The sequence below is a fragment of the Xylanimonas allomyrinae genome, from assembly GCF_004135345.1.
Lineage (GTDB): Bacteria > Actinomycetota > Actinomycetes > Actinomycetales > Cellulomonadaceae > Xylanimonas > Xylanimonas allomyrinae.
Genome location: NZ_CP035495.1, coordinates 2,619,181 through 2,634,039 on the forward strand (window position 1 = coordinate 2,619,181; position 14,859 = coordinate 2,634,039).

The 14,859-nt window shown below is 75.2% G+C and carries 12 protein-coding genes, 1 tRNA gene and 1 pseudogene; 3 read left to right on the forward strand and 11 right to left on the reverse strand.

The window, feature by feature from the left end; genetic code table 11:
- Positions 1-47: 47 nt before the first annotated feature.
- Positions 48-2,411, forward strand: a complete 2,364-nt coding sequence (locus ET495_RS18810) for a DNA-3-methyladenine glycosylase 2 family protein (protein WP_245993050.1) — start codon at positions 48-50, stop codon at positions 2,409-2,411.
- Positions 2,412-2,538: 127 nt separating this feature from the next.
- A pseudogene (locus ET495_RS11965) lies at positions 2,539-2,880 on the forward strand (methylated-DNA--[protein]-cysteine S-methyltransferase); the annotation flags it as partial.
- 149 nt (positions 2,881-3,029) lie between these two features.
- Here the strand turns inward: ET495_RS11965 and mnhG are convergent.
- From mnhG to dcd, 8 genes are all read right to left on the reverse strand, one after another.
- Complete coding sequence (mnhG, locus tag ET495_RS11970; RefSeq protein WP_129204993.1) at positions 3,030-3,389, reverse strand: monovalent cation/H(+) antiporter subunit G; 360 nt, start codon at positions 3,387-3,389, stop codon at positions 3,030-3,032.
- Positions 3,386-3,784: an MrpF/PhaF family protein gene (locus ET495_RS11975; RefSeq protein ID WP_129204994.1), complete on the reverse strand. Its 399-nt coding sequence runs from the start codon at positions 3,782-3,784 to the stop codon at positions 3,386-3,388. The genes mnhG and ET495_RS11975 overlap by 4 nt, the downstream gene beginning before the upstream one ends.
- On the reverse strand, positions 3,781-4,395 hold the full coding sequence (locus tag ET495_RS11980; protein WP_129204995.1) for a Na+/H+ antiporter subunit E: 615 nt from the start codon (positions 4,393-4,395) through the stop codon (positions 3,781-3,783). Before ET495_RS11980 ends, ET495_RS11975 begins: the two co-directional genes overlap by 4 nt.
- Positions 4,395-6,053, reverse strand: coding sequence for a Na+/H+ antiporter subunit D (locus ET495_RS11985; protein ID WP_129204996.1), 1,659 nt, complete (start codon positions 6,051-6,053; stop codon positions 4,395-4,397). Before ET495_RS11985 ends, ET495_RS11980 begins: the two co-directional genes overlap by 1 nt.
- Positions 6,050-6,592 (reverse strand): Na(+)/H(+) antiporter subunit C, encoded by a 543-nt coding sequence (locus ET495_RS11990; protein WP_129204997.1) that lies wholly within the window; start codon positions 6,590-6,592, stop codon positions 6,050-6,052. Before ET495_RS11990 ends, ET495_RS11985 begins: the two co-directional genes overlap by 4 nt.
- A gap of 4 nt (positions 6,593-6,596) precedes the next feature.
- Positions 6,597-9,629 carry a Na+/H+ antiporter subunit A gene (locus tag ET495_RS11995; RefSeq protein WP_129204998.1) on the reverse strand — a complete coding sequence of 1,011 codons (3,033 nt, stop codon included), beginning with the start codon at positions 9,627-9,629 and terminating at the stop codon, positions 6,597-6,599.
- The gene (locus tag ET495_RS12000; RefSeq protein WP_342770100.1) at positions 9,623-10,771 is read right to left on the reverse strand and encodes a hypothetical protein; all 1,149 of its coding nucleotides are present in this window, start codon (positions 10,769-10,771) and stop codon (positions 9,623-9,625) included. The genes ET495_RS11995 and ET495_RS12000 overlap by 7 nt, the downstream gene beginning before the upstream one ends.
- A 122-nt stretch (positions 10,772-10,893) precedes the next feature.
- A complete protein-coding gene (gene dcd, locus ET495_RS12005; RefSeq protein ID WP_162616465.1) occupies positions 10,894-11,469 on the reverse strand; it encodes a dCTP deaminase in 576 nt (191 codons plus the stop codon).
- A gap of 153 nt (positions 11,470-11,622) precedes the next feature.
- Between dcd and ET495_RS12010 the strand changes: the two genes are divergently transcribed.
- Positions 11,623-11,696, forward strand: a tRNA-Gly gene (locus ET495_RS12010).
- Positions 11,697-11,786: 90 nt separating this feature from the next.
- On the opposite strand, the gene ET495_RS12015 is transcribed toward ET495_RS12010, so the two are convergent.
- From ET495_RS12015 to ET495_RS12025, 3 genes are all read right to left on the reverse strand, one after another.
- Entirely contained in the window at positions 11,787-12,830 is a 1,044-nt protein-coding gene (locus ET495_RS12015; protein WP_129204999.1) for a pirin family protein, read from the reverse strand.
- Positions 12,831-12,961: 131 nt separating this feature from the next.
- Positions 12,962-13,153, reverse strand: a complete 192-nt coding sequence (locus ET495_RS12020; protein WP_129205000.1) for a hypothetical protein — start codon at positions 13,151-13,153, stop codon at positions 12,962-12,964.
- 1,137 nt (positions 13,154-14,290) lie between these two features.
- The gene (locus tag ET495_RS12025; RefSeq protein ID WP_129205001.1) at positions 14,291-14,818 is read right to left on the reverse strand and encodes a DinB family protein; all 528 of its coding nucleotides are present in this window, start codon (positions 14,816-14,818) and stop codon (positions 14,291-14,293) included.
- Between the last annotated feature and the right edge of the window lie 41 nt (positions 14,819-14,859).

A 14,859-nucleotide genomic window follows, 5' to 3' on the forward strand; every position in this document is an offset into this window, starting at 1 on the left:
CCGAATCCCGCTAGCCGCGACGAGCCGCGGCAGGTCACGATGGCCGCATGACCGCCACCGGGACCGACCTGTTCGCCGAGCGCTACCGCGCGATCGCCGCGCGCGACGCCCGGTTCGACGGGCAGTTCTTCACGGCCGTGCACACCACCCGGATCTACTGCAGGCCGTCGTGCCCGGCACGCACCCCGCGGCCCGAGAACGTCACGTTCTACCTCACGTCCGCCGCCGCCCACGAGGCCGGCTACCGCGCCTGCAAGCGCTGCCTGCCCGAGGCGGCACCCGGCACGCCCGCGTGGAACCTGCGCCGCGACCTCGCCGGGCGGGCCATGCGCCTGCTCGCGGACGGCGTCGTCGACCGCGAGGGCGTCGCCGGGCTCGCGGGGCGGCTCGGCTACAGCCCCCGGCACGTCCACCGGCTGCTCGTCGCCGAGCTCGGCGCCGGGCCGCTCGCGCTCGCCCGCGCGCAGCGGGCGCAGACGGCGCGGGCGCTGCTCGCCGGCACCGACCTGAGGCTCGCCGACGTCGCCTTCGCGGCCGGGTTCGGGTCGATCCGCCAGTTCAACGACACCGTGCAGGACGTCTTCGCCACGACGCCCGGAGCGCTGCGGGGGGCGGCCACGCGGGTCCGCGCAGGGCGGCGGGGCCAGGCGGCACACGACCGGGCGGCACACAACAGGGCGGCACACGACCGGGCGGCACACGACGAGGCGGCACACGACGAGGCGGCCCGCGCCCCGGTCCCCGCACCGAACCGCGGCCCCGCACGCGACCCAGGCCCCGCACGCGGCGAGGCTCCACGCGGTGCCGGTGCGGCCGAGAGCCTGCGCGGGGCCGACGGCGGCGACGGCCTGCGCGGCCCCGACGGCGCAGACGGCCTGCAGGGCGCCGACGGCCACGACCACGGCCCGGGCCATGCGCCGGCACGCCCGGCCGACGGCGAGCGTGCGCACCCCGCGCGAGTCCTGCCCCGCGCGGAAACCACCGTGCGCCTCGCGCTCCGCCTGCCCGTGCGCGCCCCGTTCGACGCGCCCGGCATCTTCGCCTTCCTCGCGGCGCGCGCCATGGACGGCGTCGAGTCCGCATCCCTCGACCCCTCAGCGCTGCGCTACGCCCGCACGCTGACCCTGCCGCACGGCCCCGCCGCGCTGGAGGTCACGGCCACCCCGACGGTGTCGCCGGAACCGGGCCCGCGGCGCGCCGGGTGCGCCGCGACGCGGCAGGCGTGGACCCTGCGGCTGCGCGTCGAGCTCACGTCCCTCGCCGACGTCGCCGCCGCCGTCGCGCGCGCACGGCGGCTGCTCGACCTCGACGCGGACCCGGTCGCCGTCGACACCGCCCTCGCCGTCGACGCCGCGCTCGCCCCGCTGGTCGCCGCGACGCCGGGCATCCGCGTCCCCGGGGCGGTCGACCCGCACGAGCTGGTGCTGCGCGCGATCGTCGGGCAGCAGATCTCCGTCGCGGCGGCGCGCACCCACCTGAGCCGGCTCGCGGCCCGTCTCGGCACGCCGTACGCCTCGGGGTTCGCCGGTCTCACGACGCTGTTCCCCTCGCCCGCGACGATCGCCGCGGGAGTCCCCGTCGCGGACCCCGGCAGCCCCGCGGCGTCCGACCCGGACCGGCCGCTGCGCCTGCCCGCGCGCGGCGTGTCCGCCGTCGTCGGCGCCGCACGCGCCCTCGCCGACGGCACCCTCGCGGTGGACGTCGGCGCGGACCCCGAGGCGTTGCGGGCTGCGCTCACCGCCCTGCCCGGCGTCGGCCCCTGGACGGCCGCGTACGTCGCGATGCGCGTGCTCGGCGACCCGGACGCGTGGCTCGACGGCGACGTCGCCCTGCTCGCCGGGGCCGCCGCGGCGGGCGTCGCGCCCCCTGCCGGCCTGCCCGCAGGGCGACGGCACCGCGACCTCGCCGCACGCGCCGCCGCCTGGGCGCCCTGGCGCTCGTACGCCGCCATGCACCTGTGGCGTGCCGCCACCACGCCGGACGCCGCCCCGGCGCCCAGACCCGAGAGGACCCCTCATGACCGCCCGCTCCGCCACCCTCGCCACGCCCGACGGACCCTTCACCGTCGTCGTCTGCGACGACGCCGTGCTCGCGTCCGGCTGGACCGACGACGTCGCGGCGCTCGTCGCGCTCGTCCACCCGTCGCTGCGGCCGCCGTCGGTCGTTCCCGACGCCGGCACGACGGTCGGCGCAGCGGTCGGCACAGCGGTCGGCGCAGCGGTCGGCACCACGGACGACGCTGCGGTCGGAACAGCGCACGCCACCACAGCCGACGCAACGGTCGGTACCACCGGCGGCGCAGCGGTCGGCACCACGGACGAGGCTGCGGTCGGAACAACGCACGCCACCACAGCCGACGCAACGGTCGGCACCACCGTCGGCACAGCGGTCGGCACCACGGACGACGCTGAGGTCGGAACAACGCACGCCACCACAGCCGACGCAACGGTCGGTACCACCGTCGGCCCAACGGTCGGCACCACCGTCGGCAGCACCGCCGCGAGCGCCGGCACCGACAGCCGACCCGCCCGCGACACGCTGGCCGACGCCGTCGCCGCCGTCGAGGCGTACTACGCGGGCGATCTCGCCGCGCCCGCGGCGGTCCCCGTGCGGCAGCGGTCGGGCGAGTTCCGGCAGCACGCGTGGGACGTGCTGCGCGGCGTCGAGCCGGGCGAGGTCGTCACGTACACGCAGTACGCGCAGCGGTCGGGCCGGCCGGCGGCCGTGCGCGCGGCGGCGGGGGCGTGCGCGATGAACGCGGCGGCGCTGTTCGTGCCGTGCCACCGCGTGCTGCGCACGGACGGGACCCTGGGCGGGTTCCGCTACGGGCCCGGGATCAAGAAGGCGCTGCTGGCGCGTGAGGCCGGGGCGGGCGTGTGAGGTCCGCGGGCGCGCCGGACGTGCGTCGGACGCGTATCGGCGCGTCGTGGAGTCCGATGCGCGTCGCGGGAGCCTGCCAGGAGCCGCAGCGGCCCGGCGCCCCGTCGAGGGTGCACCGGTTGCCGCGTGCGTCGCGGGCCCGGGTGCCGCTACCGCCCCGAGCCTGACAGGTCGTCCACGTCCAGGTCCTGCGAGCGCACCTTGCCGGTGCGGAACCCGGCGCGCCCCACCATGTGCGCGGCGACCGGGCTGGTCAGGAGCTGGAACACGACCACGAGGCCGAGCAGCGTCAGCGCCGCCCCGCTGCGCAGGCGCAGCGCGACACCGGCCAGGAGCAGGATCAGGCCCAGGACCTGCGGCTTGGTCACGGCGTGCATGCGTGCCAGCAGGTTCTCGAACCGCAGCACGCCCACCCCGGCGGAGAACGTCAGGAACGCCCCGAGCAGCAGGCAGACGGCCGCGACGACGTCGGCCACGCCCGTCCAGAACCCTGGCTCGACGTGCGTCATGGCTGTTCCTCCTCGGCGTTCTTCTTCAGCTCGGCGCTCTCGGCGCGCCGGCGTGCCGCGTCCCGGGCGTCGAGCGCGGCCTGCCGTGCGGCGTCCTCGGCGGCGACCTCCTCCGCGGTGCGGATGCGGCCTTCGCCCTCGGGCTCGACGGCGGCGAACCGGGCGATCGTCACCGACCCGACGAAGCCCACGAGCGAGAGCACCACGAGGATCGGGATCGACTCGGTGCGCCGCGACCACGCGGCCTCGACGGCGATGGCGCCGACGATCGTCGTCGTCAGCAGGTCGAAGGCGACGGTGCGGTCGAGCATCGACGGGCCTCGTTCGAGTCGCACGAGCGCGAGCACCGCCGCGGCGGCGATCATCGCCGTCGCGATCACCACGACGAGCATCATGGCTGCTCCTCCTCGGGCACGGTCGCGCCGGTGGCGGGCGCCGCCTCACGCTGCAGGAGGCCGGCGCGGGCGAGGGCCGGCCGGGAGGCGAAGGCGCGCAGCACGCGTTCCTCCAGGTGGAGGGTCTGCTGGCGTACGCCGTCCGCACCGCCCGCGGTGGCAAGGTCGAGCACGTGCAGGTAGAGCACGCAGCGCTCGGTGTCGGCCTCCACCACGAGCGACCCCGGGACCAGCGACGACAGCTCGGCCGTCATGGCGAAGAACACGTCGGGCGCCGGGCGCAGCGGCACGGCCACCACTCCCCCGCGCGGCGCCGGCCCGGGCCGCAGCGCCGTCCACGCGACCTGGAACGACGCGACCACGAGGTCGGTCGCGAACCGGAAGGCGAGCACCGCCGCCCGCCACGGGCGGATCGTCCCGCGCACGCCCACGGGCGGCAGCGGCAGCACCGCCACGACGACGGCGCCCAGCAGCACGCCCGCGACGAACGTCCCCCAGGTGATCGTGCCCCACAGCGCGACCCACAGGACGCCCAGCAGCAGCAGCGCGGGCCACTGTGCGGCGACGCGGCGCAGCCGCCGCCGACGTCCGGGTGGGGTGAGGTCCGGCATCAGTGCCCCACCTTCGCCGTCTTGGCCGTGGCGGTCGCGTCGTCGGACTCGCCCACGCCGCGGTCGCCCCCGCCGGGGAACACCGCGTCGATGTACGCGTGCCCGCCGGTCAACGCGTTCGCGGCCCGCTGCGCGTACCCGTAGACGGGCCCCGCGAAGACGGTCAGCGCGAGGCTGAACCCCACGAGGGCGGACGTCGCGGCGACCATGCCCCACGGGAGGCGGGCCTCGTCGCGCGCACCCGGCTCGGCGTCGTCGGGCGCCATCTGCCAGAACGCCTTGTTCCACGCCTTGACCAGCGCGTACAGGGTCAGCAGGGACGTCACGACGGACCCGACGACGAGCATCCACGCGAGCGGCGACCCGTCGCGCACACCCGCCTGGATGAGCCCGACCTTGCCCAGGAACCCCGACATGGGCGGGATGCCCGCGAGGTTCATCGCGGGCACGAAGAACAGCACCGCCAGCCCGGGCGCGACGCGTGCGAGCCCGCCCAGCCGGTCGAGCGACGTCGTCCCGCCCCGCCGCTCCACGAGCCCGACGACGAGGAACAGCGCCGTCTGGACGGTGATGTGGTGGACGACGTAGAACACCGCGGCGGCCGTGGACGCCGGCCCGGCGAGCGAGACGCCGAAGATCATGTAGCCGATGTGGCTGACGAGGGTGAACGACAGCAGTCGCTTGATGTCGTCCTGCGCGACGGCGCCCAGGATGCCCACGAGCATCGTCGCCAGCGCGAGCACCATGAGCACCTGGTCGACGCGTTCGGACCCGGCTCCGGCCGCCGGGAACAGCAGGGTCTGGGTGCGGATGATCGCGTAGACGCCCACCTTGGTGAGCAGGCCGGCGAACACCGCCGTCACGGGCGCGGGCGCGGTCGGGTAGGAGTCGGGCAGCCAGGCCGACAGCGGGAAGATGGCCGCCTTGATCCCGAACCCGAGCAGCAGCAGGAGCTGGATGCCCAGGCGCACCGCGGGGTCGACGTCGGGCAGGCGCTCGGCAAGCTGGGCGAGGTTGACGGTGCCCGTCGCCGAGTAGGCGAGGCCCACCGCCGTGAGGAACACGAGCGAGCTGACCAGCGCGACGACGACGTACACGCTGCCGACCCGGATGCGGTCGCCCGTGCCGCCGAGCGTCAGCAGCACGTACGACGCCGCGAGCAGTACCTCGAACCCGACGTACAGGTTGAACAGGTCACCCGCGAGGAACGCGTTGGCGACCCCGGCGGCGAGCACCAGGAACGTCGGGTGGTAGATGGCGACCGGCAGCAGGTCACGCCGGTCGGCCTCGTCGGGGTCGCCGTCGGTGCCCGCACCCACCACGCCGACGTCGTCGCCGCCGTCGGCGACGCCCTGCGCCATGGAGTACAGCAGCACGCACAGCAGGACGACGCCGCTGACCAGCAGCATGAGCGCGGCGAGCCGGTCGGCCACGAGGTCGATGCCCACGGGCACCGACCAGTCGCCGATGACGGCGACCACCGGCCCGCGGTCGGCGGCGGCGACGAGCGCTGCCGCGGTGGCGACGACGATGCCGAGCGCGACGACGGAGATGACGCGCTGGGCGCGCGGGCGCCGGTGCAGGGCGAGCGTGAGGCCAGCGGCGAAGAGCGGCACGAGCACCGGCAGCGGCAGGAGGCTGGCGACGGACCAGGTCATCGGGCGTCACCGTCCCGCGGGTCGTGCGGGGCGACGCCCGGGGCGTCGGCCGGGTCGGCGGGCGCGAAGCCCTCCTCGATGTCGTCGTGGATCTCGGCGGCCTCCTCGTCGAGCGTCTCGCCCGTCTCGGCGGCGTCGAAGTCCGCGTACGCGGCCTCGTTGCGTGCGGCGCGGCGGGCGATGCGCCGGTCCTCGTCGTCGTCCTGGACCTCGTCGTGGCCGTTGAGCTGCCACGAGCGGTAGGCCATCGCGAGCACGAACGCGGTCAGGGCGAGCGTGATGACGATCGACGTGAGAACCATCGCCTGCGCGAGCGGGTCGCTGAGCGCGATCGCCGGGTCGGCGTTGCCCACGATGGGTGCCGTGCCCGCGCGTCCGCCCGCGATGAGCAGCGCGAGGTTGGCGCCGTTGCCGACGAGCACGAACCCGAGCAGCACGCGCGTCAGCGACCTTTCGAGCAGCAGGTAGACGCCGACGGCGAACAGCACGCCCACGGCGAGCACCAGCGCGGCGGAGGGCACGTTGTCGAGGACGATCATGTGCTCACCGCCCCTCGAGCTCACGCTGGTGGTCGATCTCGGCGCCCAGCGACCGCAGGATGTCGAGCACGAGCCCGACGACGACGAGGAACACCCCGAGGTCGAAGAACAGCGACGTCACCAGGTGGACCTCGCCGAACAGCGGCAGGTGCAGGTCCACCAGGAAGCTCTCGAGCGCGTGCTGCCCGGCCAGCAGGGACACCAGCCCGACACCCGCGGACAGCACGAGGCCCGTGCCGAGCACGCGGCCGGGGTGGACGGGAGCGGCCTCGCCCAGCTCGTAGCGCCCGCCGGCCAGGTAGCGCACCGCGAGCGCCAGCCCCACGACGAGCCCGGCCGCGAACCCGCCGCCCGGGGCGTTGTGCCCGCGGAACAGCAGGAACAGGGCGAAAACGATCATCGCGTGGAAGACGACGCGCGTGACGACCTCGAACATGATGGAGCGCCGTTCGGGGGCGAGCGTGGGCCCGGCGACGATCCACGCGGTGCGCCGCGGCCGCGTCGCGACGCCCGGCTCGACGGCTGCCGCGGGGCGGGGGCGCGCGCCCGGCCCCTTGTCACGCACGCGTGGCACGCGCCCCGAGCGCTGCCGGAGGAACACGAGCGAGGCCACGCCGGTCGCCGCGACGAGCAGCACGGAGATCTCGCCCACGGTGTCCCATGCGCGCACGTCGACGAGCGTCACGTTGACGACGTTGCGCCCGCCGCCCCACATGACGGCCTCGTCGGGGAAGTCGACGGCGATGGGCAGGTGGGTGCGGGCGAGGGGTGCCGCGGTGACGAAGAGCATCATGACGAGCCCGACGCCGACGCCGATCGCCAGGCGCACCCAGCGGCTCGCGGCCAGCGGGCGGTCGGAGAAGTACGGGGGCAGGCGCCGCAGCACGAGCACCATGACGACGAGCGTGACGGTCTCGGTGAGCACCTGGGTGAGCGCGAGGTCGGGTGCGCCGTGCAGCAGGAACAGCACGGCGTTGCCGTACCCGGTGACCCCGACTAGGAACACGGCCTTGAGGCGGCGGCGGGCGCGGGCCGCGAGCACGGCTCCGGCGCCGATGACGAGCACGATGACGAGCTGCACGGCCCGGTCGAACGGCACGAGCGCCAGCGGCCCGATCTGGAACGCGCCGGCGCGCCCGGCCGCGTCGAGGGTGCCGGGCAGGGAGGCGCCGCGCAGGCCCCAGGCGAGCGCGAGCCCGGGCCCGGCGACGAGGACCAGCAGGATGACGCCGAGGTAGAACGGCAGCGAACCGCGCTGCGTGACGGCGGTGACGTCCGCGGCGAGGTCGTCGAGCCGCCGCATGGAGCGGCGGTAGACGAGGTCCGCGCCGAGCGGGGACCACAGCCGGTCCTGGAGGCGTTCGATGCGCGCGCGCTGCCAGAACGCGGCGGCCCCGAGCGCGAGCACGGCGAGCGTGACGGCGAGCGTCGGCGTGAAGCCCGCCCACAGCGTCAGGTGCCCGGTCTCGCCCTGCGGGTAGGTCGCGGCGTGCGGCGCGAGCAGGTGGTCGCCGACCTGCGGCAGCAGCGCGACGACGAGGCCCAGGACGGCGAGCACGAGCGGCGGCGCGACCAGCAGCACCGGGGGCCGCCGCACGACGCCCGACGCGGGCGCGGCCGTCGCGGTGCCCACGGTCACGGGGTGGGCCGCGCCCGCCGGCGTCGCCGCCGTCGCGGGCTTCGCCGCCGTCGCGGGCTTCGCGCCCGCGGGCGCGACGATCTCCATGACGGGCACGACGGTGGCCCGGCGCCCGAACGCGCCCCACGCGAACCGCAGCCCGTAGGCGACCGTGAGCACCGACCCCGCGGCGACGACGACGGTCAGCACCACGCCCATCGCGTCGTCGCCGTGCGCCCACGCCTCGAGCGCGGCCTCCTTGGCCACGTAGCCCGCGAACGGGGGCAGCCCGATCATCGACGCCGTCGCGAGCACGCCCGCGGCCGCCGTCAGCGGGAGCTGTCGCGCCAGGCCCGCCAGGCGCCGCAGGTCACGCGTGCCGGTCGCGGCGTCGACGACACCGACGACGAGGAACAGCGACGCCTTGAACATGGCGTGCGCGCCCAGCAGCGCAAGCCCCGCGAGCGCGGCCTCACGGGTGCCGTACCCCAGCAGCAGCACCAGCAGCCCGAGCTGGGAGACGGTGCCGAACGCGAGCACGAGCTTGAGGTCGTGCTGACGCAGCGCGCGGTAGCCGCCCAGCAGCAGCGTCGCCGATCCGAGCACGACGACGACCCACCGCCACGCGGCGAGGTGCGAGAACGCGGGCGCGAACCGCCCCACGAGGTACACGCCCGCCTTGACCATCGCGGCCGCGTGCAGGTACGCCGACACGGGTGTCGGGGCGGCCATGGCGGCCGGCAGCCAGAAGTGCGTCGGCACGAGCGCCGACTTGGTCGCGGCCCCGGCCAGCAGGCACAGCGCGGCGACGACGGCGGGTGTCCCCGTGGGCGGGTCGGCGAGCACCTGCGAGATCTGCCAGGTCCCGGTCGACACCCCCAGGACGACGATCCCCACGAGCATGGTCAGCCCGCCCGCCGTCGTGACGACGATGGCCTGCATGGCGGCGCGACGCGACGCCTTGCGCTCGGCGTGATGGCCGATGAGCAGGTAGGAGAAGACCGTCGTCAGCTCCCAGAACACGAACATCAGCAGCAGGTTGTCGGCGGTGACGAGGCCCGCCATCGCCCCGGCGAACGCGACCAGCACGGCCGCGAACTTCGTCATGCCGACGGCGCCGCGCGCGAAGTAGGCGGAGCAGTACAGCAGCACGAGCGCCCCGACCGCGCCCACCACGAGCAGCAGCAGCCACGAGAGCGTGTCGAGCCGGAAGTCGAGCGAGAGCCCCAGGGCCCGCACCCAGGCCACCCGCTCCACGGGCCCGTGCCCGCCGAGCACCGCGCCCGTCTGCGACAACGCGTACCCGGCGGCGGCCGCCGGCCCGGCGGCCAGCACCCAGAACGCACGGCGCCCGAGACGCGCGACCAGGACGGGCGCGGCCAGGGCCAGCAGCAGGTGGACGACGACGACGGTCAGCACGGGCGCCTACAGGTCGTCCGGGTCGACCAGGAAGTCCGACTCGTCGGCGATCTCGCCTCCCGCGGCCTCCCACAGTGCACGAGCCAGCCGAGCGACGAGCTCGGCCGAGCGCCTGCGCGCGACCAGATGACCGTGCGACGGCAGCTCACGGTTCGCGTCGACCAGGTCCGGCGGGTCCCAGTGGACGCGGTAGGCCACGCATCCCCGCGCACCCACGGCAGGTCACGCAGCAGCAAGGGCACGACGTCGTCGCCCGCGACCTCGACCGAGACGTAGCCGTCGACGCCGAGGTCGGCCACGACACCGAACCCGTCGAGCACCTGCGGCTGCTGGAGCGCGGCGATGTCGAACTCGTCGGCCGCGGCGTGCAGGTCGCGGCGCGCCTGCGGGTCGAGCTTCTCGCCCGGGTACAGCGGCAGGTCGGCGATCCCCGGCGGCGGCCCCTGGTAGGGCGCCCCCTCGGTGGCCAGCACCGCGCGCGGGTGGACGCCCTGGACCACGCGGTGGCACGCCTGCGGGTCGAGCCACACGTCCGAGTACAGCGTCAGGTCGACGGCGGCGCCGGGGTCGGGCGTCAGCACCACGCCCGTCCCGACCCGCGTGGCGGGCGCGCCCGGCCGGGCCACGTCCCACATGCCGCCGACGTCGACCCGCACCGACCCGCCGAGGCGGCGCGCCACCGCGACGAGCCACGTGACGACGCGTTCCTCCTCACGGTTGGGCAACCCCGCGGGGAAGGACCGTGCCAGGCCGTCCTTGTCGCCCCCCTCGGCAGGCGGCGCGTCGCCCCACCGCTCACGCGGGCACACGACGTCGAACACGAACGCGGTGCCGGGCGGCAGCCCGGCGTCGAAGCCCACGCCGACGGGCGCGTACGGCCCCGTCAGCACCGAGTGCCGGCTCACGCGCAGCACCCCCGGCTCCCCCTGCCCGGCCATGCGCCCCACCGGCACGTCGGCGCCCGGCATCTCGCGCGGCACCACGTCCCAGCGCGCGGCAGCGAACCGGGACAGGGCGAGCACCTCGATCTCGCCGACCTCCACGTCGGCGGGCAGCGCCAGCAGGTGCCGGGCCTCGTGGCCGCGCGTCACGGCGCGCGGCAGCACGGGGTATTCCGGCTGGTCCCCTGCGGTCTGACCCATTCGGCGCTGCTCCTTCCGGGAGGGAATGGGGGCACGACGCGTGCGCGCACCCCCGTGGCGCGACCGAGCGTATCGGTGCGCGGGCGCACCTCTCCCCGGGGTCTCGTCGCGGAGCCCCCCGCTCACACCGCCGTCCGGTGAAAGCTCTGCCACGAACGGCTGGCCGTCGGCCCCCGCTGGCCCTGGTAGCGCGAGCCGTACTGCGACGAGCCGTACGGGTGCTCGGCCGGGCTGGACAGGCGGAAGAAGCACGTCTGGCCGATCTTCATGCCCGGCCAGAGCATGATCGGCAGAGTCGCCACGTTGCTCAGCTCGAGCGTGACGTGACCGCTGAACCCCGGGTCGATGAACCCGGCCGTGCTGTGCGTCAGCAGCCCCAGCCGGCCCAGGCTGGACTTGCCCTCGAGCCGGGCCGCGACGTCGTCGGGCAGCGTGATCGACTCGAACGTCGACCCGAGCACGAACTCCCCCGGGTGCAGCACGAACGGCTCGTCCCCCGTGACCTCGACCAGGCGGGTCAGGTCCGGCTGCTCCTGCGACGGGTCGATGTACGGGTACTTGTGGTTGTCGAACAGGCGGAAGTAGCGGTCCAGGCGCACGTCGATGCTGGACGGCTGAAGCATGGCGGGCTCGTACGGATCGAGGACGACGCGCCCTTGGTCGAGCTCGGCCCTGATGTCACGATCGGAGAGCAGCACGGCCCCACCGTATCCGGCGCTCGCGGCCCGTGCCGTCGCACGGTCGCAGCGTGCGCCGCGCCACCTGCCGCCGGGCCGGTTCGGTGCCGCGGCCCGGTATGGGTATGATCGGGGCCGCACCCCGTCGGCGCGCGAGCGCTCGGAGGGGACTGCGCGGGTGTAGTTCAATGGTAGAACTTCAGCTTCCCAAGCTGACAGCGCGGGTTCGATTCCCGTCACCCGCTCCACCACGAGCAGGCGCCCCGGTCAGCGGGCGTGCCGCCACTGTCCGGTCACCACGTCGACCGACCCTCCCGTCGCCCGCGCCGGGCACCGCTTCATGTCGCGCTCGGCCTCGTGCGCGGCCGCAGCCGCACGTCGGGCAGCGTCGGCGCGCGCAGCGGACCGCCCGCGTAGCCCGCCACGTGCCCGAACCGCCGGTCGCCCGCGCCGGGCGTGTAGACGGTCGCGACGCCGTCGGCGGCGTCGCCCACCTGGGCCATCCAGTCCGCGCGGGCGCGGGCGACGTCGTCGTGCGTGCGGCCCACGAAGTTCCACCACATGACGATGTCCTCCTCGAAGGGGACGCCGCCGAGCAGCACCGCGCGTGCCGGGCCGCCCGGCCCGGCCTCGATCGTGAGCGAGTCCCCTCCGGGCGCGGCGTAGCCGAGCTGGTCGCGCGGCACGACGACGCCCTGGAATCGCACGTCACCGGCGTCGGCCAGGAGCGCGTGCTCGAACCTCTCGTCGGCCGCGACCTGGATGCGCGCTCCCGGGGCGAGGTCGACCTGGGCGCCGACGAGCGGCGTGTACGTGCGGGCCGGCGAGACGAGCGCCTGCCCGGCGACGGTCAGCGACCCCATGAAGACCTGCACGCGGCCGCCGTCGACGGCGACGGCGGGCAGGTCGGCATGGTGCTCGAAGTGCGGGTCGGTCCCCAGCGCGGCACCCGGCAGCGCGGTCCACAGCTGGACGCCGTGCAGCACGGGCGGGCGCCCGGCCGCGGGCGACTCCTCGGAGTGCGAGATGCCGACGCCGGCCGTCATGAGGTTGAGCTCGCCCGGGCGCACCGTCTCCAGCGAGCCGACCGAGTCGCGGTGCAGTATCTCGCCCTCGAACAGCCAGGTCACGGTCTGCAGGCCGGTGTGCGGGTGCGGCGGCACCTGCATGCCGGCCGAGCGCGTGACGTCGTCGGGCCCGTAGTGGTCGCAGAAGCACCACGCGCCGACCATCGAGCGGATCCGCTGGGGGATGGTGCGCCGCACGGTCATCGCGCGCGGGCCTCCCAGCGGCACGTCCCGCGCGGTGAGGAGCTGGACTCCGGCGTCGGCGCTCCCGGCCGAGCAGACCCGCTCGGCCGGACGGCTCTCGAGGTTGCTCACCCTCCGACCCTAGGGCCTGCGCAGCTCCCGCGGTGGGCCGGAGGGGAAGCCCTCGGCACGGGCGGCCCGTGAGCCAGACCCTGCGTGGTGCTGGCGCTGCCGGCTGCGACGACGGCCCCCGACCTCTCGCGTCAGGACCGGCGTCGCCGGATGCGCATGCCGACCAGCGTCAGCGCCCAGATGCCTACCACCACGGCGAGCAGCTTGTTGAGCTCGTGCGTGGTGGTGGCGGAGAGGAACCCGGCATTGACGAGCTCGATGACGACAGCCAGGACGAGAAGGCCGACGGGGCGGTTGCACCGAGTCGGCTGCGCGACGTTCATGACGCGTCCCGGTCGAAGCGGCGGCGCACCGGGCGCATGCGCAGCATGCCGGGGAACCGGGTGGTGGCGGGGGCGGCGACAGTCACAACGACTCCCATCTCCCGTGCGGCGTCAGTGCGCGCGGAACTCGACGATCTCAGGAACACCACTGCACGCCCACCCCTCGCCGGTGAAGGCCGGGCGATCTGTTCGGGCTGAGCGGCGAAAGCGTACCGCTCGAGGGTGTCGAACGCGGTCCCCGATGCGCACCATGCGAGAGCGACGCGTCTGGGGGCGCGGTCGGGGGGCTCCAGCGCCGCGCGCCGGGGGCTCGGAGGCCTCGGACTACACCGCGGACCCCTGGCTCGGGAGAAACCCTGAGCCAGGGGCGCCGCGCGTCGACGACACGGCCCCGGCGGCCCGCCGGGCCGGGGGTCTGTCCTCGCGAGGGACCCCCGGCCCGCTTCCACGGGCCTGCGGACGCGGGTGGTCTTCCGGCCCCGCTCGAGCACCTGCGTCGTCACCCGCAGCCCGCACCGCGGTACGGGGTGGCTCGTCGTTCTCCGGTCGACCGTGTCTCTGGGCGGCGGGCGGCGACCCGCTGCAGCGGGTCGCCGGTACGCCGTCGCGGAGACCAGTAGCCACGATTCAACCCCCCTCGCGGCGACCGTGCAAGGGATCCGGCGCGGTCGGCGGCGCTGAAGAATCACCCGCCCCGTCGTCCACAGAGAGTGCCGCGGAATCCCCACACCGTCCACAGCCCTGGGGACAAAAGATGTGGACGCCGGGTGAACGGCAGACGTCCTGCGAGCGTGAGTTTCGCGTCACCGGCCCGCCCCGCGCGGACGCGTCCGCGTCGAGACAGGCGCCGCGTGCCCGCTCTCCCCTGGCGGCGCCCGGCCCTGCCCGCGACGCACCGGACCGCTGCAACGCGTGCGCGAGCCGCGCGATCTCGCGGCTGGGGCGGGTCCTGGGCCCTGCTCCTCGCAGGGCGACGGCACGCAGACCCCACGGCCCGGTCGCGCCGGTCGCCCGGCCGGTTCCAGCCACGGTTCATGTCACGAACGAGGGGCTGAACCGTTTTCGCAGGTGAGGGCCTCTCACCCGTTCTGTCCACACAGGAGTGTGGACAGAAGCTGTGGAAAACTTCGGCTCGGGCTACGCACCGACGTCGTGCAGGTGATGCGCCACGTCGTGGAGGAAGTACTGCCCCAGCGTGCGGACGGTGAAGACCGACCCGTTGGAGCGGCGCCCCGGCCTGCCCAGGTCCCCCGGCCCGACGACGTCGAACCGGGTCGCGACCGACTCGCCCGCCTCCACCAGCTCGCGCGCGACGACACGCGGGTCCTGGTGGGCGTAGTCGGCGTCGAGCGCGGCGGCGTCCTGGTCCCAGTTGGCGAACAGGGGGTCGTCCGACGTGAGCATCGACGCCAGACGGCCGTCGAAGACGCGGAAGACGTCGCGCACGTGGGCGCCGTACTCGAGCGTGGACCACACGCCGGGCTCCGGGCGCACCCGCACGTCGGGGTGCGCGAGCGCCGCGACCCACCGCGGGAGCATCGCCCTGACCTGCGCGCCGACCGTGAGGGGATCGACGCTCGCGGCGTCGAAGCCGCACTCCGGGCACCTCCGCCCGAGCACCCAGGTCCAGTCCTTGGTGTCGGGGGTGACCCCGTCGTCGCGCATCCGCGCAGAGTACAGGAGGCGGTGTCCGGGTCCTGTGTACT